A 24,489-nucleotide genomic window follows, 5' to 3' on the forward strand; every position below is an offset into this window, starting at 1 on the left:
AAAGGAATTTAAATGAAATTATTTTTACAAAGTTTAGGCTGTAATAAAAACTTAGTTGATAGTGAAATTATGCTAGGTCGCTTAAAAGAATATGAAATTACTAATGAAGCAAGTGAAGCTGATGTATTGATAGTAAATACTTGTGGCTTTATAAAAAGTGCAAAAATTGAAAGTATTAATGCTATTTTAGAACTACACGAAATTAGAAAAAAAGGCTCAATTTTAGTAGTAACTGGCTGCTTAATGCAAAGATACAAAGATGAATTGGTTAAAGAATTGCCCGAAGTTGATTTATTTGCAGGAGTTAGCGAGTATGCAAAAATTGATGAATTAATAGCAAGTCGTGAAAGTAGATTTAGAGATTTTGTATATTTACAAGACGCAAATACTCAAAGAGTAATAACAGGCTCAAATACTCACGCTTATATAAAAATCGCTGAAGGTTGCAATCAAACCTGTAGCTTTTGTGCTATTCCTACATTTAAAGGCAAGTTAAAATCTCGCCCAATAGATGATGTAGTAGCTGAAGTTAAAGGCTTAGTTGCTAGGGGATTTTATGATTTTTCATTCATTGCTCAAGATACAAGCTCTTATTTAAAAGACTTAAAAATTAGCGATGGTTTAGAGAATTTAATTTCAGAAATTGAAAAAATTGAAGGCATAAAGGCTGCTAGAATTTTATACCTATATCCAAGCTCAATTAAGCCTAGTTTAATTACTAAAATAATTAATTCAAAAGTATTTGTGAATTATTTTGATATGCCACTTCAACACTCAAGCGATAAATTATTAAAAATTATGAAGCGTGGCTATGATAAGGCTAAGGCTATTAACTTTTTAGAGCAAATGAGAGCAGCTCCTAATAGCTTTTTAAGAACTGGTTTTATCGTAGGACACCCAGGAGAAAGTGAAGAAGATTTTGAAGATTTATGCGAGTTTATTAAAGAATTTGATTTTGATAGAATTAGCGTATTTGCTTATTCAAAAGAAGAAGATACCGCCGCTTACTCAATGCAACAAATCAATGCAAATACTATTAAAAGTAGGCTAAAAAAGATTGAAAAAATCGTAGACGCTAAAATCAATGCAAGTTTTGAAAAAATGCTAAATCAAGAAATAATAGCAAGTTGTTTAGGAGAATCTAGCGAAGGCGAGTTTTTTATAGGTGCTAAGCCGCTTTTATTTGATAGAGATATAGATGGAGAAATCTTAATAAATGAAAGTGAAATAGGAGAGCTAAAAGTGGGTGATTTAATAGTTTGTAAAATCACTCAAGTGCATGAAAAAACACTAATAGCAACTGCAATTAGACGCTATGAGAATTGAATATTTAGAAGAGCTAAAAGGTAAAAAAAACCTTTTAGCATTTTCACACGGGACTGATAGCACGGCACTTTTTTATGCACTTTTAGAACTTTGTGAGTTTGATTTATGCCTTGTGAATTATCAGACTAGAATTAATTCAAATAACGAAGAGCAAAGCGCTATAAAATTAGCAAAAGCTCATAATAAAAAAATCTTTACTAAAAAAGTAAATCTTGATAATAATAATTTTGAAAGCAATGCTAGAAAATATAGATATGACTTTTTTGATGAATTAATGCAAGATTATGATAATTTAATAGTAGCTCATAATTTAAATGATAGGTTTGAGTGGTTTTTAATGCAAATTACAAAAGGTGCGGGATTATGCAATCTATTGGGTTTTAACGGGATTGATACAAGGAAAAATTACAAAATAATTCGCCCATTAATCAATACTAGCAAAGATGAAATTATGCTGTATTTAAATGAGAATAGTTATGAATATTTTCAAGATGAAAGTAATTTTAATACCAAATATAAAAGAAACGAAATTAGATTAAATTATGCAAATGATTTTATAAAACACTACGCAAATGGCATAAGAAATACTTTAAAATATTTAGAATTTGATAAGAGTAAAATATGTAAAGATAGCTTGGTTTATAAAGGAATTTATTTTTGTAAAGATGAAAATTCTTTAGATAAAGCTATTAAAAAACTAGGTTTTGTAAGCTCATCAAAGCAAAAATTAGAGCTAAAAAACCAGCTAAATAAAAACAACGAAGCCGAGCTTTATTTTAGGACTGATTGTGTTTGTGTTTGCTTTTATAAAGGATTTTTTATGGTTTTTTTAAAGGCTATTACAAAGCTTAGTAAAGAGCAAAAAGACGCTTATAGACTAGCAAAAGTGCCAAAAAATCTTAGATTTTTCCTAGCGTTAAATAATATAAAACTAAATGAATTAATAAATCTTACAAAAAACCTAAAATCAACTCATAATAATTATTGATATTTGATTTTAGGAATTTCTTTTTATGTAAAGATTAAATATTTAAAATAATGATTTAATACTTAATTTGCTGATTTTATAGTAATTTTTACTAAAACCAATAACTACAATTTTAATCATTTTTAAAATATAAATAAAAAATATTTAATTTACTTCAAGCAAATTTGTTGTTTTATAGTAACTCTTCTTTATTTTTAAATTATATTTTTTCATAAAATCTTTTTTAATAAATTGAAATTCCTGTTTTAAATTCCCTTAATATTCATCAAAATATATAATATCAGTATCTTCATCGTAGTTTTTATAGTATTCTAAATAAAAATCAGGCAAGGTTTTTAAACTTTCACACCCATCAAACATCTCATACATATTCTCAACACTATTTGTGTATAAATTAATAAATTTATCAAAACTCGTGCAATCTTTAAACATCTCGCTCATATCCACTACATTTTTTGTATCAAAATCTACATATTGATTAAAACTAGAACATTTAGCAAACATCGCATTCATATTTACTACATTTTTTGTGTCAAAATCAAGCTCTTGATTAAATTTAGAACAACCCGCAAACATAGCACTCATATCTTTTACATTGCTTGTATTAAAATCAAGCTTTTGATTAAATTCTTTACAATCATAAAACATACAATTCATATCTTCTACATTTTTGGTATCAAAACTAAGCTTTTCATTAAAACTAGCACAGCCCATAAACATACAGCTCATATCTTTTACCTTACTAGTATTAAAATTTAAAGCTTGATTAAAGCTTTTGCAATTCCAAAACATAGACTCCATATTCATTACACTACTTGTATCAAACTCTAGCAAATGATTAAAATTCTCGTAATTAACAAACATTTGGCTCATTTCTTTTACATTTTTGGTATCAAAACTAAGCTCTTGATTAAATTTCTTACAATAAGAAAACATTTGACTCATATCTATTACATTTTTGGTATCAAAACTAAGCTCTTGATTAAATTTCTTACAATAAGAAAACATTTGACTCATATCTATTACATTTTTGGTGTCAAAATTAAGTTCTTGATTGAAATTCTTACAACCATAAAACATTTTACTCATATTTTCCACATTGCTTGTATTAAAATCAAGCTCTTGATTAAACTCATAACAATTATAAAACATATAATTCATATCTTCTACTTTGCTAGTATTAAAGCGAATCGCTTGATTTAGCTTTTCACATCCATAAAACATTCCCTCCATACTGATTACATTTTTTGTATCAAATTTTAGCTCTTGATTAAAATTACTGCACCGTGCAAACATTGCTGCCATATCTTTTACTTTACTTGTATTAAATTCAAGCTTTTCATTTAGATTAGTGCATCTTAAAAACATTTGTTTCATGCTTACTACATTGCTAGTATCCCACTCGTTTATACCACTAAAATCAGTCCTTTTACTGTCTTCAAAAAGCCTACTCATATCGGTAATTAAACTTGTATCAATATCACCTAGATAAATGCTTTCATCTTTGATTAATTCTTTTAATTCTTCTTTTGTGCTTGGCTTGTATTTTTTCATATTCTTTCTCCTTTAAAATCTAAATAAAACTTAGGCAAAGTTTCTAAACTCTCGCATTCAGCAAACATCGCATTCATATTTACTACATTGCTAGTATTAAAATCTAGCTCTTGGTTAAAATTACTTATAAAAAACATCCCTCTCATATCCCTTACATTGCTAGTATTAAACGAAAGTTTGTTATTAAAATTACAACAAGCAAACATAAAGCTCATATCAACTACACAAGATGTATCAAAACTAAGCTCTTCATTAAAGCCATAACAACGCAAAAACATACAACTCATATTTACTACATTACTAGTATCCCAATCATTTATCCCGCTAAAATCAGTCCTTTTGCTATCATAAAAAAGCCCACTCATATCAGCGATAAGGCTTGTATCAATGTCACCTAGATAAATGCTCTCATCATTTACTAGTTCTTTTAATTCTTCTTTTGTGCTTGGCTTTAGAGTGTTTTTGTTAGAAATTTTACGTTTTACTAAAGGCTCTTTTGGACTTAAAACTAATATTTTAAAATCACTACCCAAGCAAGGATCAAAAAAGCATCTTTCATCATCTTTTAATCTACATTGCAATTCATCCACTGCTTCGACGTATTTAGCAAAACTATAATCCTCTGGAAGTTCTGTGCATATAATGCAAGCATTTTCTAATTTTATTGCGTCGTAATTATCATATATTTTTAATACCCCGCTTTTTATACTCTCAAGCATGTCATCAAAATTATGATAAAAAGTATCTCCTATACCCCAACTTATAAAATCTTTTAACTGAATATTGCAAATAATCTTTAAAACAACGCTTTCTTCTACAAACAAGCCTTCTTTGGTATATGCTTGGTTTAATTTATCTCCATATGTTTCTTTTATGATTTTTAGCATTTTTTCTCCTTTAATTTTATTGTAGTTATACCATAAGCGTATGCTAAAATCTGTCCATATAAAAATATTTTGAAAATATTTGGAATTTAAATTCGGAATTTCATTTTAAATTTAGTCTTGGAATTTTTACTTTCACTCTCGTAAAATCATTTAATTTAGATTAAAATACACGAAATAAATTCATCTCGTGCATTTGAATTTATTTTATGTATTTTAAAAAGATTTTTGTAAGACTTCTAGCATTGCCTTTTGGTGGTCTTCAATTTGTGTTTTCTTCCACTCTTTGTTCTTTTCATATACATCCAATAATTTTAAGCTGATTATTTTTTTATCTTTGTTTTTATAATTGTCAAATATTCTTTTCTTTTCAGTAAATACATTATTGCTAAAAGTTGAGTTTTCACTGTCTGTTATTAGAGCTAGGTTTCCAAAATTATTAAGCACTTTTTTATTTTCTTCATCTTTACTTAAATCTTCTAAATCATTTTGTGCTAAAACATGTTCTACTGAATTAACATATCTAAAACGATAGCTTTCATTATTATTTGAATAATTGCTAATTAACAAATAATACTCCAAACGATAAAACCAATAATGCGGGGTATTTGTGCCTTTATTTAAAAAATCAAAATTTATGTCTTTATTTGTGCATGCTTGATTTATAAAATCATCTAAAGCTTCAATTAAATTTGAAGCACCACCAATCGTTTTGCAAGCCAAGAAATCATCAATGTTTTTTAGATATTTTCTAAGATTATCTGTATTAACACTATCTTTTAAATTATCCAAACATTCTTCTCTAGTTATTTTTTCTTTTTTCACAATTTCGTTTTTACAAAATTCTAAGTAATGCGTTAAAAAATGATGGTAATTGGCATTATCTCCACGCCTTGCTACCCTTAGATAGTTTTGAATGGTTGCCAAATCATAAAGACTTGTTTTATCACTATCTAACTTATCTCCAGAGTGATTATAAAATCCATAATAAGCTTTATCTTCATCTTTTATTAGCTTTTTCTTTATCACAAAGGCATCGAAGATGATTCTGTAATCTTGTAAAGCTTCTATGATTGTTTTTGCTTGCCCTTCATCCAACTTATCATTTAATTTATCCCAAGTGTTTTCAAGGAATTTATCTTTTTTTATTGATATTTGTGTTTCTTCTTTGAAAATTTTTTTATTAGGTTCTTCTTTTAATTCTTGCCTTGATAAAATCTTAAAAACATGTAAAATAAAGGTAGGAAAATCAATTATACTCTCAAACTCGGCTCTATCTTTATCATTGTTTGAATAATTTTGTAAATATTGTTGATTTTTAATTATATTTTCAATAGTTGGCTGATGAGTTGTATTAGGGTCTTTACTATTATTTACAAAACCAAAATCTGAAAAATAATTCATCTGCGAACATTCATCAAATATCCTAGCGTATTCTGTAACTTGGCTTTTATCATTATCGCTTATTAGCTTTAATAATCTTGCCTTTAAAATGTCTGTGCCATCAAGCTGAACGCCTGTATTATTCATCCTTACGAAATATTTATTTAGTTCTACTTGATCGCCTAAAATCACTAGGTTGAACTCAACTTTAGTAAAGATAAAATCACAAAAGCTTTTTAGCTCAGCTTTTTTTAAAGACTCATCAAAACAATTAAAAGCTAATCTAATATTTGCATTTGTTTTATCAAAATCATAATTCCAAATGGCATTTTCATCATCTTCTCTAATAGGCATATGAATTCTGCATTTATGGTTATTAGAGTTATTGTCTTCACTATTTACAAAAGCAAATTTATAAGCTTTTTCAAAATATCCTTCTGCTTTTTGCATTTTGCCATCTTCACGACACATATATACGCATAAGAAAAATATCGTGCTAAGCCTTTGCTGACCATCTACAAGCTCAAAATTATCTTCGTTGTTAGCCACTACAACATTTCCTATAAAATGAGCTTTGTTATTATCATTTATGCAAGTTCTAAAATCATCTAAAAGAGCTTTTATTTGCTCATCTTTCCAAGCATAAAGCCTTTGATAGGGTGGGATTATAAATATTTTATTAAATTTATTGTTTGATAAAATTTTGCCTAAATTACAAATCTGCGAAGTTGTTTTATTTTGCTCCATTTTGTTCTCCTAAAAAATGACCTAAAATTCCATATTTTTTAAATTCTTCATCTAAATAATCTTTACATAGTTCTTTATAGTCTCCACGCTTTCCACCATCGATTGGATTTTCTGCGATCTTTTCTTGCTCATACGCATAACACTCCCTAGCTATCTCATCAAGACCTTCATAAATCTTGCTCTCGTAATTGTTTACAAATATAGCTCTTATGATTTTTTCGCTACTACCCATCGTGCTTTCCCATCGCACACTTTTACCAACAAGTCTATTTGTATAAATAATCCTTGTAGCAAATCTTATCATCTTATCAAAATTACCACTCTTAAACCTATCCATAAACACTACAATACACATACACAATGCGTTTTGTAAATACCCTGTCCCATCTAAATGATTTAGCTTTTGATAAAAATCTGTTTGCCTTATAATTTTCAGTATTTCATAGAATTTTCTAAAATATTCAAAAAACTCAACCCCGTTTGCAAAATCGCTAATAACCCCATAATCGCACGAACTTTGTCCTGATAAATTCTCCTTACAAAACTCATCAAATATCAAATCATCACTCCACCACTTGGTTCTTTCATACTCTTGCTTGATGATTTTTCTAGTAAAATTTAATGTTTGGTTTAAAAAACTATCGATATTGTCTTTATCGGCTTTTATAACACTTTCAAAATATTTGGCATTAGCATTTTGCAAATCCTTATGACGCTCTTGCATGGCTTGTAAATGAAAGGCTTTTATAAGGTCGTAATTTTCTAGCTTTTTTCCTTTTGAGTTGGTATTGTCAAAAAAGATAAAAGCATCATCGGCTTTTGTTGTAGCTACTATTATAAATTGAGTTTTTTCTAGATTTTCTAAAAAATCTTTAGCCTTATCTTCATTACTTAAATAGTTTTTAATATACTCGTAATTAGCCTTGATATTGTCTTGAGAAATTTTATGAAAAAAGCTTACATTACTTAGGTAGTTACTATATCCATTGTGATTTTCCATAACAATTTTATATTCACTTAACACCATCAGAATAAGCTTAATCGTAGTTAGCCTTTGCTGTCCGTCTATCACTTCATAAATTATCTCATCATCTCGTTTAGTTTCATGCAAAATAATAGAGCCTAGCAAGGCTCCATTTTCACTATTTTCAATATCTTTTAAAAGCATTCTTGTTTGCTTTATCTCCCATACATAAGGGCGTTGATAATCAGGTATGCTAAGCTCTAATTCACTTGCCAAAGCACTAAAACTTGCGACATTAGAACCTACTGGATTTTTATCGCTTAGATTAAATTTAATCCCACTTTTAATCTCATTCATATTTACTCCTTGCTAATCGCTATTATCTTTAAATCACTTTTAGGATCATAATGGGTATTGTAATATATTTTATCATCTTGCAACCTTTCTTGGAATTCTAAGAGTTCAAACATTCCTAAATCATCATTGTGTATGATATGTAATATCGTTGGGGTGCTAAAGCCTTGTATCTCATCAAAACTCTTATATATCCTAACTTTGCCACCATCCTTACAAACCTTACAAATCTCATCTAAAAAGCTTATAATTTCGTTTGTTGATTGGCACTCTTCTTTACTAGTCATTTCATCTTTTATGCTTTCTATTAGCCTTCTTGCAGTGTTGTAACCTATGCCTAATTCTCTTTGCACATATGCTATGCTAGGCTTTTGTTTATAAAGTTCTTTTACCTTTTTTAGCATTTCATCTCCTTAAAAACTATCATTTCATCTTTTGCTCTTGAATCTGTATAAATCTCAAAAGTTAATTTTGATGGGATACTACCTCCTCCATAATAGCCCAAAAATTCCCTATATTCATCACCGCTAAAATCCCTGTGAAGCCTTACCGCTACGACATTTTTAGGCTCAAACTTATAAAACTTTTTATACTCACTAATCTTTAAAGTCTTATATTTACAAATTTGCTCATAAAACTCATCGCAATACTCATCATTATAAAAAATCTCTTCAAGCACCCTACTATCACCCTTACAAACAAAATCATATTTATTAGCACTTATGATATGCAAAATCCCATCACCCCTTGGGCTAAGATTTGTTATCTTTTTTAGTATTTTTCTAGCCTTTATATCTAAAAAGTTTTTATACTCTAAATGATGAAGGATGGTATTTGCTCTAGCTATATCAATTTTAAGTTTAAGGCTTAGATACCTTGCGTCTATCAAGCCACCTTTATGTAAAAGCTTCTTTGCATAGTCATAAAGCTCATCTTTAAATAATGTATCCTTACCATATCTTATAAAACTTCTAGCGTTCCGACGATTTACCACCCAAGCTCTATAAATCTTATCATTTGTGTCACATAACTCTTCATAAACATCAAAAATCCCCCTATCATAAACCACATCTATAAACTTATAAGAACTAGTTTTTGCGATCTTGCATTCTGTATTACGTCTAATTAGTGGCTCAGTAAAAACCACGCTTGAGTTTGTATGAATATCTCTTAAAGAATATAAATCGCTAGAAAATATAACTCTAGGATGTTTTAGACTAAGACAACCCATAAACATTTCATCAGCATTCTCAACGCCTTTTAAATCAAGCTTATTTATATACCTTAAATTAGTGCAGTTTTTAAACATTCTTTTAGTGTTTCTTAGATAATTTGAAAAACAATGTGGCTTTTTTGTGATATTCATATCAAGGCTTGCAAGGTTTTTGCACCCGTGAAACATACCTTCAGCACTTTTAAGCTTGCTAAATACTAGCTTAGGAAGGCTTTTTAGATTTATGGCGTTATTAAACATATATGAAGTATCTCTAACTTGTCTTAACTCCCAAGATTTTAAGCCACTAAAATCACTCCTAGTGCTACCATCAAAAACAAAACTCAAATTAATTATCCTAGAAGTATCAATAAGGCTTAAATCATCTATGCAAAACACCAAAAGCTTTAACTCAAATCTGTTTTTAGGCTGATATTTTTCGCCGTTTTTTCTAATGTTTGCGTGGCGAAGTAAAAAATCTTTGTATGATTTATGGCTATGACGATAGATATCAAAAAATGGACTTTCGCTAAGCTTTTTTAGATTTAGGTTTTTAAGCTCTAAATTATCATAATCCATATCCACCCCAACCATAAAAAACCTAAACTCCTCACAACTTTTCATATCAAGGCTGATTTTAGTAGTGATTTTACCCATGCCATCTAAAGCTAGATTTGTTTGATTGAAAATATAAGAAAAATCCTTGCATTTGCTAGTATTTAGACAAATTTCATTTGTCAAGATGGCGTTTTCAAACATAGCTTTAACACTTAAAACATTGCTAAAATCCCAGTGGTTTATATCAGCTAAATCAGCTCTTTTGCTGTCTTTAAAAAGATAGCTCATATCGGTAATCACGCTTGTATCAATTAGCTTTAAATCTATTTTTGGATTTTGAACTAGTCTTGATAATTCAGCTTTGTCCTTAGGAAAATACTTTTTCATGCTAACTCCTTAAATATTTTATGAAGTTATATCATAAAAGTAGTCCTGATTATGTCCATATAGAATTTTTTAAAAAAAATTTTAGGAATTTTAATTTATAAAATTCCTAAATGAAATTATTTTAAATATTTTAAACATACTCCTGAATAAAATGCAGCGGCATTAACTAAAGTATCATCATCATAAATATATCTAGGGTCGTGTAGATAATAATCATTCTTATTTAAAATAAAGGCATAAGCACCTTTGCAATGCTCTAGCATAAAAGAAAAATCTTCGCTACCCATTAATGGCTCGTGAAATTCATCACAATTTTGCTCTCCAAATAATTCACAAGCTACACCAAAAGCTAATTTTTGCGCTTCATCATCATTAATTGTAGCTGCTCCTATTTGAATAAATTCAAGCTCAACTTTTACCTTAAAAAGCAGCTCGCAAGATTTAGCAATATTGTTTAATTGCTCTATTATCGTATTTCTATCATCATTATTAAAGGTTCTAATATTAGCAAGTAATAATGCCTTATCTTGTAAGATATTAAAGCTAGTTTCATTTCCACTTAGAGCTGCTCCAAATGTTATAACAGCTTGATTTTTAGCTGCTATATTTCTAGCAGTTATAAATCCCGCTTGGGTTATAAAATGAGCCATCGCACCCATTATATCACTAGCTTTTTCAGGAGCACTACCATGCCCACCAACTCCACTAATATTTACCCTAAGTGCGTCAGCTCCTGCCATCATAGCCCCGCGCTTAAGACAAAATAATTTATTAGTTTTACTTGGGATATTGTGATAACCAAATATAAAATCACTTTTAAATCTAGTAAATAAATTATCATCAATCATAGCTTTAGCACCGCCTCTACCTTCTTCAGCAGGTTGAAAGACAAAATTAATAGTGCCATCAAATTCACTCTTACTTAAATATTTAGCCGCTAATAATAAACTCGCCGTATGTCCATCATGCCCACAAGCGTGCATTAAACCTTCGTTCTTAGAAGCATAGCTTACTCCACTAGCTTCGTTTATTACAAGTGCATCCATATCAGCTCTTAAAGCTATGCTTTTATTTGAATTACCTTTCTTTAAAACCCCAACAACTCCTGTTACGCCTACATTTTCATAAACTTCTATGCCAAATTCTCTTAATTTGTTCGCAACTAACTTTGCTGTTTTAAATTCTTTTAATCCTAGTTCAGGATTTTCGTGAATACATTTTCTAATCTCTATAAACTCGCTTGAGAGTTTTTTAATCTCTTCTATCATTTTAACTCCTTTTTCATTTCTTTAAATTCTTGTGCTAAAAACTTCGCTGTATAGCTTTTATCAGCATATTTTTTAGCAAGTTCTAATGGATTACCTGTTGCAATTATCTTACCACCCCTAAAACCGCCTTCAGGACCCATATCTATAATATAATCAGCGTTTTTGATTAAATCCAAATTATGCTCAATTACAAAAACACTATTTCCAGCATCTACTAAATGCTGCAATACTTTTACTAATTTTTGTGTATCTGCAAAATGAAGCCCCGTAGTTGGTTCATCAAGTAAATAAAGTGTATTTCCTGTATCACTTCTACTTAATTCTTTAGATATTTTTATCCTTTGAGCTTCCCCACCACTTAAGGTTGTAGCGTTTTGACCTAAGGTTATATAATCAAGCCCTACATCCATTAAGGTCTTTAATTTTTGCTTAATCTTAGGGTGTTTTGCAAAAAACTCATAAGCTTCTGCTACACTCATTTCTAAAACATCAGCTATATTTTTGTCTTTATATTTAATCTCTAGTGTTTGATGATTGTATCTTCTACCCCCACAAGCATCACAGGTAATATTTACATCAGGTAAAAAGTGCATAGAGATTTTAAGCTCACCTTCTCCGCTACATTTTTCACACCTTCCACCTGCAACATTGAAGCTAAAGCGACCAATTTTATATCCTCTAATCTGTGCTTCAGGAACATTAGCAAATAAATTCCTAATCTCATCCATAAGCCCTGTATATGTTGCTGGATTGCTTCTTGGAGTTTTTCCTATTGGACTTTGATCTAGGAAAATTACTTTGTCTAATTTATCAAGACCTTTATATGTAATATCATTAATTACTGCTTTTGCTCTATTTAGATTTGCTCTTGCAATTGGTAAAAGTGAATGCAACATTAATGAGCTTTTACCACTACCGCTTACTCCTGTTACACAAACTAAATTCCTAAGTGGGAATTTCACACTTAAATCCTTTATATTGTTTTGATTAATTCCGCTTAATTCTAAATATTCATCACTCTTTCTAGCCTTATAAAGGTCTATGTCTTTTTTACGATTTATATACAATGCAGTTTCGCATTTGCTTTTAAGCAATTCTTTATAAGTGCCATTAAAGATAATCTCCCCACCGCTAGTTCCAGCCCTAGGTCCAATCTCAACGATTACATCAGCACTCTCAATTGTCTTTCTATCGTGTTCTACTACTATTAGAGTATTTCCTTTAGCCTGCAAGCTTTTTAGGGTATTTATTAGTTTTTGCGTATCTCTTTCATGAAGACCTATGCTAGGCTCATCTAATACATATAAAACTCCGCTTAATCCACTTCCAATTTGAGAAGCAATCCTAATTCTTTGAGCTTCTCCACCACTAATTGTCCTTGCATCTCTACCTAGTGTTAAATACCCCAAGCCAACATCATTTAAGAAAAATAATCTTTCATTAATTTCTTTAATAATAGGATAAGATATTTCATAATCTTGCTTATTTAAATTATTAAAATTCTCTATTTTAAAAAATTCGCAAATCTCTTCAATAGGTATGCTAATAACTTCTGCTATGCTTTTACCATTTACTAACACAGCTAAGCTTTGCTCGTTTAGTCTAAAGCCTTTACAAGATGGGCAGGTTTTTTCTGTTATGTATTCGTTAAAATCTTTATCATCTTTTAAGATTTCATAACTTATCTTAATAGCTCCATCAAAAGTTTTTTTGATATTATGTTTATTCCATAAAAAGCTAAATTCCGTAGCACTTCCGTATAAAATAAGCTTTTTTTGATATTCACTTAATTCTTCATAAGGCTTATTTGTAGGGATTTTTTCTGCTTCACAAAATGCTAAAAGTAACTTTGAATAATAACTTTTATTAAAGCCCATCATAGTGCGAACTGCACCATCTTCTATACTTCTTTCATAATTTATAATTTTTTCTTGGTCAATACTCATTCTAATGCCTAAACCATCACATAAAGAACAAGCTCCTTTAGGGCTATTAAATGAAAAGCTTAAAGGCTCAAGTTTATTAAATGAAATTTTGCATTTAAAACAAGCATTATGAAGCGAATAATGAATATTTTTATTACTTTCTAATAATTCTAACTCACACTCACCATAACTTAAACTTAAAGCTTTTTCAACAGCTTGAGCTAAACGACTTTTATTATCATCACTAATTCTTAGCCTATCAACTACTAATTTAATAGTATGCTTTTTAGTTTTAGCTAATTCTATTGGCTCATCTAGTCGTGTTAGTGTGCCGTTTATTAAAATATTTATAAAACCTTGAGCTTTTAGGCTTTCAAGAAGTGGTGCGAATGTGCCTTTTTTTTCTTTAACTAAAGGAGCTAAAATCATTGCCTTTTCGCTAAATTTTGCCATTTCGTTTATTATATCTTCTGTATCCATTTTATTGATTTTTTCTCCACATTTATGACAATGCTGAACTCCAATTTTTGAATACAAAAGTCTTAAATAATCATATATTTCAGTAATTGTTCCAACGGTTGAGCGTGGGTTTTTGCTAGTTGATTTTTGATCAATTGCAATAGCAGGGGTTAAGCCTTCTATTTTTTCTACATTTGGTTTTCTAAATTTATCTAAAAATTGCCTAGCATAAGCACTAAGACTTTCTATATAACGGCGTTGTCCTTCTGCATAAAGCGTATCAAAAGCTAAAGTAGATTTTCCACTACCACTAAGCCCTGTAAAAACTATTAATTTATTTTTAGGTAGTGTTAGGCTTATATTTTTTAAGTTATTTTCACTTGCGTTTATAACTTGAATTTCATTATTCATTAAATACTCCGTGTTGTTTTAGAACTTCTATTATTGATAAAGTCAATACAAACAATAAAAATCCTATGAAAAGTTTTTTTTGCGTATTATTGCTAATTTTATGAAACAGCCAATTACCAACCCAAACTCCAGGCAAACTTGAAATAGCAATTATTGCACCAGCAGTATAATCAACATGATTTGTAATTGCCATAGAAACAAAAGCAGCACTTCCAGCAAAAGCTACAAAAAGACCACTAAATGAAGCAGCTTTTTTAATATTAAAATTACAAATTGCAACTAAAGCAGGCGTGAGTAATGCTCCACCACCTATCCCACCACTTGTAGCAATTGCACCTATTATTAAACCTACGAAAAATTGTAATAATTTTGAATTCTTTTCAGGCTCAATTGGATTTGCAGGAGTAAAATAAAGTTTAACAATAGCCCAAATAATTAAAAAACAAATAATATAAGCAATCATTAAATTACTTGCAAATTTCATAATAAAACCAACGCTAAAACCACCAACTAAACCACCTAAAGCAGGATATAAAGCATTTTTTACTTGCAATGTGCCTTTTTTATAATTTAAATATGAATTATAAAAAGATGAAAAAACCATTTGCATAACGCTAATTCCAACAGCAATCTTAGGTGAATACCCAACAAAAGTTGTCATAATAGGCACAACAGCAGTCCCACCACCTATTGCAAAAAGCCCTGCAGTAAAACCAACTAAAAGCCCATCTAAAATAAAAATAATATAAGTAAGTAATGTGTATTCTTCTATCATAAAAAACTCCTAAGGCGTAATCTTAATTAACTTAGCTTACACTTTTCTTTCTTATAATAATTAAAACTTATTTAAGGAAAGATTAATGCTTGATACAATTGATTATTCAGTTAAACATTTTTTTAAACATATTTTAAGAAGTAAATTAGAAACCACAAATTCTTTAGATGAAGCTGAATATTATGGTGCTAGTATTTGTTTAGGAGATAATGTAAAAGAATTATTTTGTTATTTAATATTTAAAAAAGAAAGCTTACAAGCTCTTGCTTCAAGATTATTAGGCGATGATGATAAGATGAGTGAAGATGATTATTGTGATTTATGCAAAGAAGTAGCAAATCAAATCATAGGTTATGCAAAAAGATTATTAGCTGATGCTTATGATGATTATTCAATTAGTGTGCCTGAATATTTAGGAAGGGTAAGTGATTTTAAATTAGGCTTTACTCACGAGTTTTTTTATAAACTAGAAAATAATACCTTTTGCGTTGGTATAGTAGAGAAGAAAAAATAATGCAAACACAAGAGCAACCTACTAGAATTCTAAATGCAACTTATGAAGAATTGCTAGATGTTAGCGTAGATTTTATAAGTGAGTTAGGAACTACACAACTTAGCGTTAGAGAATTTTTAGAACTTGGAATTGGCTCTGTTATTGATTTAGAAAAACCAGCAGGTGAGAGTGTAGAACTTTATGTAAATAATAGAATTTTTGGTAAAGGCGAAGTAATGGTTTATGAAAGAAATTTAGCAATTCGTATCAATGAAATACTAAGCTCAAAAACCGTTATTCAATATTTTAAAAAAGAGTTGTGATGAAAAAAATAATCTTACTACTAATTAGTTTAAATCTTTTTGCGAACAATATCATAAATTATAATATTTATAAAAGAGATGATAGGATTGATGTTATGCTAAGCTTTGATTCTCCATATAACGCAAAAGATGGAGATATTAGAATATTAAGTGGAAGCGATTATGTAGGCGTAGTATTAAATAATGTTAAAATTTCTGAAAGAAATTCTCAAATATTAAATATGCCTTACGTAGAACAATTATTAATGTATCCATTAGGCGAAAGCACGGTTTTAGAATTTAAAACAAAAGAAAAAATAAATGTCATTCCTGCACTTACAAAAGATGATGGTTTTGGGCTTAGAATTAGAGTTATGCCAAAAACCACAAACCAAGTGCAAAATAATGAAATAAAATATGCAGAAGATAATAATATAGATAGTAAATTGTATTCAATGATAGGTGTTTTAGCAATATTAGTTTTAGTATTAATATTTGTAAAAAGACAACTTGCAAAAAAAGGAAAAATATCTAATTTAAATTCTAAGCAAAAAGTTGCTAGTTTTTTAAATATTAATGAAAATCAAGCCGTAGTAATTTGCGAAAAACAACTTGATAAAGATAACAAATTCATAGTTATTGATTATGAAAATTCAAGATACAAATTAATAATAGGAAATACAAATATTTGGCTTGATGCACCTAATCAAACTGAAGAGAATTTTGAAAGTTATTTTGAAGAAAACAAACAGAAATTACAAAATATGATAAAGCAAAATGCTCTTAATTCATATAAAGAAAAAATAAGTAAAATATAAGGAGTTAAAATGAGAAATAGAAATAAAAAAACAAAAATAACAATATTTTTTTCAATAATTATAGTTGTTGTATTGGCAAGTTTTATTGCTTTTTCAAATACTTTTGAAAGAATTGCTCCTAATATTTCTTTAGACAACAACCAAGAAGATACAATTTATTGGAATGCTAGAGATAAAATAAATTTAAAAGTTGAAGATAATTTAGGACTAAAAAATTTAAAAGTTGAATTTAGTAAAGATAACGAAGAAACAAAAAATATATTAATAAATAAAACTTTAAATGGTAAAGAATTTAATGTTGAATTAGACCTTCCAAAACCAAAATTTAATGAAAAATTAGATAAATACACAATATATATTAAAGCTAATGATAAAAGTTTGTGGAATTGGTTTGGTGGAAATGTAAGCGAAAAAATAATTAATGTTATAGTAGATAATAAAAAACCTCAAGTAAGCGTAATAGCTAATTCATATAATATAACTCAAGGTGGTGCTGCTAGCGTTGTATTTTACGCACAAGATGATAATCTAACTGATTTATATATAGAAGTTAATAATAGAATTTTCAAAGTTGCTCCTTTTATGAAAGATGATTATTACATAGCTTTAATTGCTTGGGACTTAAGAGATGGAGATGAATTTGAAGCTAGAATTGTTGCAAAAGATAAAGCAAATAATATAATTAAAGAAAGAATTCCATATTATTACTCAAATAAAAAATATAGAGTTTCACATATTGAAGTAGGAGACGCTTTCATTGATGGTAAAATTAGAGATTTGTATGAAGCAAATTCTGATAATTCTTTAAGCGATAGAGCTTTAATATTTGACTTTGTGAATGCGAAATTAAGACAAGAAAATGAAAAATTAATTCATAAAGTTACACAAGTAGTAAGCAATGAATTAGTAACTGATTTTAAGCTAAATGCGTTTTTACCACTAAAAAATGGTATGAAAGTTGCAGATTTTGGTGACCATAGATATTACAAATATAATGGAAATCAAATTAGTGAGAGCTATCATATGGGACTTGATTTAGCAAGTACAAAAATGGCACCTATTGTGTTAGGAAATGATGGTAAAATAGTTTTCGCACAAGATAATGGAATTTATGGATTAAATTTAATAATTGATCATGGTTTAGGTCTTTATACTTTATATGGACACTGCACTAAAAAAAATGTAGAAATTGGCGATATAGTTAATGCTAAAAGCACTATAGCTAATACAGGAACAAGTGGTTTAGCATTAGGGGATCATTTACATTTTGGTGTTTTGGTTCAAGGTGTTGAGGTAAGACCAGAAGAGTGGATGGATACTAAGTGGCTTAATGATAATATATTTGGAATTATCAAAAAAGCAAAAGAAGTTATAAACAAAAAATAAGGGAAAAAAATGTTACAAACTACAATAGCTAAAGAAGTAACAAATGTTGGAATTGGACTACATAAAGGTAGTGCTATTAAGATAAAATTTAGCCCACTAGGTGCTAATAGTGGAGTGGTATTTCATAGAACAGATATTAATAAATTTTACGAAGCAAATTATAAAAGCGTAATCAATACTCAAATGGCTACGGTAATTGGAGATAAAGATGGTTATATATCTACAATTGAGCATTTAATGAGTGCTGTTAGCTCTTATGGAATTGATAATTTATTAATAAGTATTGATGCAAATGAAGCACCTGTTTTAGATGGTTCAGCGGCTGGTTTTTGTGCTATGCTTGATGAAGCAGGTATTAAACAACTTGACGCTAAAAAACAAATATTTGTTGTTAAAAAAGAAATAAAAGTTCAAGAAGGAGATAAATTTGCAAGTCTTAGTCCTACAAATGCTCCTACTTATGATTTTACTATAAACTTTAAGCACCCATCAATTAATACTCAAAACTATATTTACAAGGCTAATAAACAAAATTTCATAAATGAAATTGCAAGTGCTAGGACTTTTGGGTTTTTAAAAGATGTTGAGTATTTAAAATCAAAAGGATTAGCATTAGGTGGTAGTTTAGAAAACGCTGTTGTTTTAGATGATAATGGCATATTAAATCCTGAAGGATTAAGATTTAGCAATGAATTTGTAAGACATAAAATCCTTGATGCGATTGGTGATTTATATATGTTAGGTAAAGCAACTTTTGCTAACTATAAAGCTTACGCAAGTAGCCATGATTTAAATCATAAACTAACTCTTGAATTGCTAAACAATCCAAATTCTTATGAATTAGTAACTCTTAGTGATGATACAAACAAAGATTTATTAAAGGCATTCACATTAAACTTTTAGTAGTGCCTATGGCAAATCTCATTGGAATATATGATGATAATAATTTGTTAAAAGAAGAAATCAAAATCATAAATAAAACCAGTGAAGATTTGCCAAAAATTATGCAAGAGCTATTAAATAAATATAATTTTAGCGAATTAGCCTATGCTAATGGACCAGGCTCATATATGTCTTTAAAAATTGTTTATGTATTTTTAAGCACAATTGCCCTTGTTAAAAACATACCATTAAAAGCAATTAGTGGTTTTACATTTACAAAGAATAACTTAATAAAAGCTAATAACAACTTATATTTTACCCTTGCTGATGATAAAATCAAATTAATTAAAAATGATAATTTTAAAGATGAGTTTTTTATACCAAATGAGTATAATTTCAAATTCTTAGAAAGTAATTTGCCAAATTATTTTTTACCTGCTATTTAGGAATATAAATGAGAAACGAAATATGTTTAAAATCACCCGCTACTAGTGCGAATTTAGGTGCTGGATTTGATTGTCTAGGACTTGCTTTAGACTTTTATAATGAAACAATAATTAAAAGAAATAATTTTTTTAAAATATCTATTAAGGGTGAAGGTGAAGATAATCCTTATCTTAAAAAACATAATTTATTTATTACCATTTTTAATGAAACTTACATAAAGCTAACTGGTAAAAAAGACTTATTTAGCTTTAATTTCATAAATAATATTCCTTTAAGTCGTGGATTGGGTAGTTCTAGCTCTATAATTGTAGGAGCAATTGCTAGTGCTTATTATCTAGCAGGACTTGAAGTTAATAAAAATACTATATTAAACAATGCCTTAATATACGAAAATCATCCTGATAATATTAGCCCTGCAGCACTTGGTGGATTTGTTTGTTCGGTAGTTGATAAAGATAATGTAAAATATATAAAAACTGATATTTCTAGTGATGTTAAAGCAGTAGTTTGTATCCCAAATAAACAAATCTCAACAAATGTTAGTCGTTCGGCTTTACCTAAGCATTTAAGCCTTGCTGATACTAGCTTTAATATAAGCAGAAGCTCACTTACAACTGCAGCTTTTATGAGTAAAAATTATGAAATGTTAAAGATTGCAAGTTTTGACAAGCTTCACGAAAATCGTAGAATGAAAGCTGTTCCTGAATTATTTAAAGTGCGTGAATTAGCTCGTAAAAATGGTGCATTAATGAGTAATTTAAGTGGTTCTGGTTCAACTTTTTTTAATCTATGTTATAAAGATGATGCAAACAAACTAAAAACCATACTAGAAAATAATTTTCCTAATATGAAAGTATTAGAGCTTAATTTCAATAATCAAGGAATAATAATAAGCTAATTTTGCTTATTTAAATATTCCTTAGCTTTATATAAAATATCCTTATCTAAAACCTCATCAAAATACTTAAAGCTAATTCCGTGCTGAACATCTCCATCTATTAAATCCCCGCTTTTTCGGTTTTCTAAGTCAATTTCGGCTATTTTAAATCCATCTAAGGTATTAGCAAATTTAATCAATCTATCACTAAATTCAAACTTGCTAAGCAAATAACAATAGCTCTTAACCCCATTTCTTCCTACTCTTCCACGAAGTTGATGAAGTGTAGATAAGCCGTATCGCTCGGGTGCAACGATTACAATTATACTTAATCTTGGCAGTGAAATTCCAACTTCTACGATAGTAGTGCTTAGTAATACATTTCCATTTTCAGCAAATTGCAATAATATATTATCCTTTTCTTTATCCTTGCCGTGAGTGTAATAAACTTTATCAAAATTCTTCTCATAAAAGCTAATAACACTCTCAAGTGGTTTATAAGATGAGCTTTTACTTTCTTCTATTAAAGGATAGACTATTATTGCTTGATGATTTTGTTTATTTTCACTTTTTATGTGATTAAATAATTCATTGCTATTTGCTATTGTGATTAGTTTTGTTTCTATTTCTTTTTTAAATGGTAGTTCTTTTATGAAAGAATAGCTGTAAATATCACTATGAATTAATGCAGTTGTCCTTGGTATTGGCGTAGCTGAAAACTCTATATAATGCGGATTTTCTTTATCATTTGTAGCTAAATCTTTAAGCTTCATTCTTTGCTTAGCCCCAAATCGTTGTTGCTCATCAACCATAACTAAAGTAGCATCATCTAAACTAGCCCACAAAAGTGCGTGAGTGCCTATTACAAAATTTGCTTCTTTTAATTCATCTTGCATTAATTTAGTCTTGCTAGATACAAAATGCAATATCTTTAAAAACCCTGGCAAAAGTCTTTTAGCTTCATTATAAAGTTGTTGGGCTAAAACGCTTGTTGGTGCCATTAAAACCACTTTTTTAGGATAGCACATAAGCGCTGCTGCAAAAATCACTAAGCTTTTTCCACAACCAACATCTCCCATTACTATTCTAATTTTATGATGAATACTTTCAAGGTCATTTTTAATATCATTTATCGCATTTATCTGGTCGCTTGTCGGCTTAAAAGGTAGAGATTTTAGCCATTTGTTTATATCAAAAGTTTTAATTTTTTTGTATAAAATATCGTTTTTATAAGTTTCGTTAAGTCTTTTTATGTGATGATAAATTTCAACAAATTTTAAGCATTCGTTTAATTCTTTTGAATTAAGCAATTTCATTGCTTCTTGGCTATTTTCTTTCATAATTAATAGCAATTTTATATGCTCATCTAATAAATTAAATTCTTTTAAAGCTTCATAAGTTAAATATTTATTTTTTATCTTACAAATCTCTTTATCACTTACACCTTTTATCAAATAATTAGCAGTGATTTCTCCACTATCTTTAATGATTTTTGGATTAATAAATTGCAAAAGCCCTGCAAAATCGCCTAATTTCCCATAAATAATTAGCTCTTTATTTATAGCAAAAAGTGCATTATGAAAAGGTCTTAGATTAAATATAGTAATAGTGCATTCACACTCCCAATTATATGAATACGCAATTATACTAAGCCTTTTGCCTGGTAGTTGTTTTTTAGATTTTATTATAACTTTTGTGCAATTTAGCTCATTTAATATAGGCTCATTATTTAATCTTAAATCATCAAATTTTTTAGGCATTAAAAGAGCTAATTCAACTATATCTTTACAAGATAATTTTTCTAAATCCTTATTCATTATTACCTATTACATAAAAACTAAGCTCGGTAATACTTTTTTGATTTTTTAAAAAATCATTACAAGTTTTAAGCTCTAAATCTTTAATTATCTTTGTAATTTCTCTTAATTCTCCTTGTTTTAAATCACTAAAACACTCGCTACTTGCAATGCTATGACGATTTTGAGTGGTTGAGTATTTTAAAATCTCACTACCTACTAAAAAATCTTTAGCCTTTTTAAACTCATCTTCGCTTATTCCAAATTCTACTAATTTTTTAAACTCTTCTTGAACTATTTTTATAGCTTCTTTTTTGCTTTCATTTTTTGTTTGCAAATACCCTGAAATAAGATAATTTTTCTTAAACGCTACTAAAAACGCAAAAGCCGAATAAGCTAAGCCCCTTTTTACTCTGATTTCTTCTGTAATTCTTGAGCCAAATCCACCGCCTAAAACATAAATAGCAAGACTTATAATAGCTCTTTCATAAATGCTTTTAATCTCTACACTGCTTATAAACCTAACAAAAGCTTGTGATATTTCTTTGCTTTCTTCTTTATAAAAACTCTCATTTGTTTTTAATTTTTCATAAGAACTTTGCTTATTGTTTAAAAGTTTTTTAACTTTACTAATATCATCTAAATTTGCACTAATTACTATCTTATTTGCTTGATTTTTAAGGTTTAAAATATAGTTTTTAAATTCTTTTTCATCTAAAACTTCAAAATCGCCAAATTTATCATTCTTAAAATCATTTTTAAAATAATTCTCATATAATTTCATCTTTGCTAAATTATCGTAATCTTGAATATGGATTAAAAAATAATTTTTTATTTTGTTTTTGATTAATTCAAAATTAGTAATTTTGGTATTTAAAAGCATATTATTAAAAGCATTTAAGCAATTATCAAGCTCTTTTTTAAGACAAACTATATCAAATGTAAAATCAAAATAATTAGCACTTGCACTAATATTAATTGCACTTTGCTCTAATTTTATATAAAACTCATCATCTAAACTCTCATTGTAAAAAAACTCAGCTGCCATAGCATTAGCATTATAAAAAATCCTTCCATAATTAGGATAGCTAATACTAATATATACTAAATCATCATTAGTTTTTAAATGCACAAAATTATTCATTGTAGTATTCCAAAATATTATATGCTGTATCTCTTTTAGCTGGATTTTCACCTAAATCACGGATTAATTCTATCATTTGCTGTTCATTCATTCTATATTTTGCACCTGCAGCTGCAACAACATTTTCTTCCATCATAGTCGAGCCTAAGTCATTTGCGCCAAATTTTAATGCGAGTTGCCCTACTGCACTTCCTTGAGTAACCCAAGAGCTTTGAATGTTTGCAAAATTATCTAAATATATTCTAGAAATTGCTAATAATCTTAAATATCTATTAGAACTTGCATTCATTAAATGTGGATTTTCAGCCTTTAATCTAGTGTTTTTACCTTGAAAACTCCATAAAATAAATGCTCTAAAGCCACCTGTTATATCTTGAAGATTTCTTAAATAGTCTAAATGCTCAATTATTTCTTCATCGCTTTCAACATGCCCAAACATCATCGTTGCACTACTAAGTAAGCCTAATTCGTGAGCTTCTTTATGAATTCTTAACCAAGTAGCAGTATCGCATTTACTAGGTGCTACCATATCTCTTACTCTATCGCTTAAAATCTCCGCACCTGCTCCAGGGATAGAAAACAACCCACAATCGCTCATTCTTTTTAAGACTTCTTTAGTGCTAATTTTGCTAATTTTTGCAATATATTCAATCTCAACCGCACTAAAGCCGTGAATTGTAATGCTAGGATAATTTGTGCTTATATATCTTAATAAATCTTCATACCAAGTAATATCAAGCTTTGGATGAACCCCGCCTTGAAATAATATTTGAGTGCCACCAATTGCTAATAATTCTTCAATCTTTTGTCCAATTTGTTCGTATGTTAAAATATAACTATCACTATCCTTTGCGTGGCGATAAAAAGCACAGAATTTACAATCAACTAAACAAATATTTGTGTAATTAATATTTCTATCTACTACAAAAGTAGTAAGTTTGCTTGGATGAAGCTTATTTTTTACTGCATAAGCAATCTGACCTAAAGTAGCTAAATCAGAATTTCTTAATAAATTAAGTGCTTGTTCTTTAGTAATTCTTGGGACTATTCCTTTTGGTGCATAAGGATTTTCCCAATCTTTATGGATATTAAATGCTGAAGTTTTATAATTTGTATTTATTTTTTTACTTAATAATGCTGCGTTCATA

The 24,489-nt window shown here is 28.7% G+C and carries 21 protein-coding genes; 9 read left to right on the forward strand and 12 right to left on the reverse strand.

Going from position 1 to position 24,489, the window contains the following annotated elements; genetic code table 11:
• The first annotated feature begins 12 nt into the window (after positions 1 to 12).
• Complete coding sequence (gene rimO, locus AVBRAN_RS07465; RefSeq protein WP_239802951.1) at positions 13 to 1,326, forward strand: 30S ribosomal protein S12 methylthiotransferase RimO; 1,314 nt, start codon at positions 13 to 15, stop codon at positions 1,324 to 1,326.
• Complete coding sequence (tilS, locus tag AVBRAN_RS07470; protein WP_239802952.1) at positions 1,316 to 2,314, forward strand: tRNA lysidine(34) synthetase TilS; 999 nt, start codon at positions 1,316 to 1,318, stop codon at positions 2,312 to 2,314. The genes rimO and tilS overlap by 11 nt, the downstream gene beginning before the upstream one ends.
• Before the next feature lie 255 nt (positions 2,315 to 2,569).
• Here the strand turns inward: tilS and AVBRAN_RS07475 are convergent, their stop codons facing one another.
• The 9 genes from AVBRAN_RS07475 to AVBRAN_RS07515 all read right to left on the reverse strand — a co-directional run bounded on the left by AVBRAN_RS07475 (position 2,570) and on the right by AVBRAN_RS07515 (position 15,196).
• On the reverse strand, positions 2,570 to 3,868 hold the full coding sequence (locus AVBRAN_RS07475) for a DUF285 domain-containing protein (RefSeq protein ID WP_239802953.1): 1,299 nt from the start codon (positions 3,866 to 3,868) through the stop codon (positions 2,570 to 2,572).
• A complete protein-coding gene (locus tag AVBRAN_RS07480) occupies positions 3,865 to 4,755 on the reverse strand; it encodes a DUF285 domain-containing protein (protein ID WP_239802954.1) in 891 nt (296 codons plus the stop codon). The genes AVBRAN_RS07475 and AVBRAN_RS07480 overlap by 4 nt, the downstream gene beginning before the upstream one ends.
• A 213-nt stretch (positions 4,756 to 4,968) precedes the next feature.
• Complete coding sequence (locus AVBRAN_RS07485) at positions 4,969 to 6,882, reverse strand: DUF262 domain-containing protein (RefSeq protein WP_239802955.1); 1,914 nt, start codon at positions 6,880 to 6,882, stop codon at positions 4,969 to 4,971.
• The gene (locus AVBRAN_RS07490; protein WP_239802956.1) at positions 6,869 to 8,203 is read right to left on the reverse strand and encodes a DUF262 domain-containing protein; all 1,335 of its coding nucleotides are present in this window, start codon (positions 8,201 to 8,203) and stop codon (positions 6,869 to 6,871) included. The genes AVBRAN_RS07485 and AVBRAN_RS07490 overlap by 14 nt, the downstream gene beginning before the upstream one ends.
• 2 nt (positions 8,204 to 8,205) lie before the next feature.
• Positions 8,206 to 8,604: a DNA translocase FtsK gene (locus AVBRAN_RS07495; RefSeq protein WP_239802957.1), complete on the reverse strand. Its 399-nt coding sequence runs from the start codon at positions 8,602 to 8,604 to the stop codon at positions 8,206 to 8,208.
• A complete protein-coding gene (locus tag AVBRAN_RS07500) occupies positions 8,598 to 10,358 on the reverse strand; it encodes a DUF285 domain-containing protein (protein WP_239802958.1) in 1,761 nt (586 codons plus the stop codon). The genes AVBRAN_RS07495 and AVBRAN_RS07500 overlap by 7 nt, the downstream gene beginning before the upstream one ends.
• Before the next feature lie 116 nt (positions 10,359 to 10,474).
• The gene (locus AVBRAN_RS07505; protein WP_239802959.1) at positions 10,475 to 11,626 is read right to left on the reverse strand and encodes an amidohydrolase; all 1,152 of its coding nucleotides are present in this window, start codon (positions 11,624 to 11,626) and stop codon (positions 10,475 to 10,477) included.
• Positions 11,623 to 14,421: an excinuclease ABC subunit UvrA gene (gene uvrA / locus AVBRAN_RS07510; RefSeq protein WP_239802960.1), complete on the reverse strand. Its 2,799-nt coding sequence runs from the start codon at positions 14,419 to 14,421 to the stop codon at positions 11,623 to 11,625. The genes AVBRAN_RS07505 and uvrA overlap by 4 nt, the downstream gene beginning before the upstream one ends.
• A complete protein-coding gene (locus AVBRAN_RS07515; protein ID WP_214118121.1) occupies positions 14,414 to 15,196 on the reverse strand; it encodes a sulfite exporter TauE/SafE family protein in 783 nt (260 codons plus the stop codon). Before AVBRAN_RS07515 ends, uvrA begins: the two co-directional genes overlap by 8 nt.
• Before the next feature lie 85 nt (positions 15,197 to 15,281).
• Here AVBRAN_RS07515 and AVBRAN_RS07520 point away from each other — a divergent pair, with 85 nt between their 5' ends.
• The 7 genes from AVBRAN_RS07520 to thrB are packed head-to-tail and all read left to right on the forward strand — an operon-like array spanning position 15,282 to position 20,422.
• Positions 15,282 to 15,710: a chemotaxis protein CheX gene (locus AVBRAN_RS07520; protein ID WP_214118123.1), complete on the forward strand. Its 429-nt coding sequence runs from the start codon at positions 15,282 to 15,284 to the stop codon at positions 15,708 to 15,710.
• Positions 15,710 to 16,012 (forward strand): flagellar motor switch protein FliN, encoded by a 303-nt coding sequence (fliN, locus tag AVBRAN_RS07525; protein ID WP_214118125.1) that lies wholly within the window; start codon positions 15,710 to 15,712, stop codon positions 16,010 to 16,012. Before AVBRAN_RS07520 ends, fliN begins: the two co-directional genes overlap by 1 nt.
• Positions 16,012 to 16,809 carry a hypothetical protein gene (locus tag AVBRAN_RS07530; protein WP_239802961.1) on the forward strand — a complete coding sequence of 266 codons (798 nt, stop codon included), beginning with the start codon at positions 16,012 to 16,014 and terminating at the stop codon, positions 16,807 to 16,809. The genes fliN and AVBRAN_RS07530 overlap by 1 nt, the downstream gene beginning before the upstream one ends.
• Before the next feature lie 9 nt (positions 16,810 to 16,818).
• Positions 16,819 to 18,195, forward strand: a complete 1,377-nt coding sequence (locus tag AVBRAN_RS07535; RefSeq protein ID WP_214118130.1) for a M23 family metallopeptidase — start codon at positions 16,819 to 16,821, stop codon at positions 18,193 to 18,195.
• 9 nt (positions 18,196 to 18,204) lie between these two features.
• Positions 18,205 to 19,098: a UDP-3-O-acyl-N-acetylglucosamine deacetylase gene (lpxC, locus tag AVBRAN_RS07540; protein WP_214119904.1), complete on the forward strand. Its 894-nt coding sequence runs from the start codon at positions 18,205 to 18,207 to the stop codon at positions 19,096 to 19,098.
• 8 nt (positions 19,099 to 19,106) lie between these two features.
• Positions 19,107 to 19,523, forward strand: coding sequence for a tRNA threonylcarbamoyladenosine biosynthesis protein TsaB (locus AVBRAN_RS07545; RefSeq protein ID WP_214119905.1), 417 nt, complete (start codon positions 19,107 to 19,109; stop codon positions 19,521 to 19,523).
• Between the two features lie 20 nt (positions 19,524 to 19,543).
• Positions 19,544 to 20,422 carry a homoserine kinase gene (gene thrB, locus AVBRAN_RS07550; RefSeq protein WP_239803730.1) on the forward strand — a complete coding sequence of 293 codons (879 nt, stop codon included), beginning with the start codon at positions 19,544 to 19,546 and terminating at the stop codon, positions 20,420 to 20,422.
• Here thrB and recG read toward each other — a convergent pair.
• From recG to AVBRAN_RS07565, 3 genes are read right to left on the reverse strand one after another with little or no spacing between them, the layout of a single operon-like run.
• Complete coding sequence (gene recG / locus AVBRAN_RS07555) at positions 20,419 to 22,218, reverse strand: ATP-dependent DNA helicase RecG (RefSeq protein WP_239802962.1); 1,800 nt, start codon at positions 22,216 to 22,218, stop codon at positions 20,419 to 20,421. The genes thrB and recG overlap by 4 nt on opposite strands.
• Entirely contained in the window at positions 22,211 to 23,341 is a 1,131-nt protein-coding gene (locus tag AVBRAN_RS07560; protein WP_239802963.1) for an insulinase family protein, read from the reverse strand. The genes recG and AVBRAN_RS07560 overlap by 8 nt, the downstream gene beginning before the upstream one ends.
• On the reverse strand, positions 23,334 to 24,488 hold the full coding sequence (locus AVBRAN_RS07565) for a dehypoxanthine futalosine cyclase (protein ID WP_214118140.1): 1,155 nt from the start codon (positions 24,486 to 24,488) through the stop codon (positions 23,334 to 23,336). Before AVBRAN_RS07565 ends, AVBRAN_RS07560 begins: the two co-directional genes overlap by 8 nt.
• Position 24,489 lies beyond the last annotated feature (1 nt).

The organism is Campylobacter sp. RM12651 (genome assembly GCF_022369475.1).
GTDB lineage: Bacteria > Campylobacterota > Campylobacteria > Campylobacterales > Campylobacteraceae > Campylobacter_E.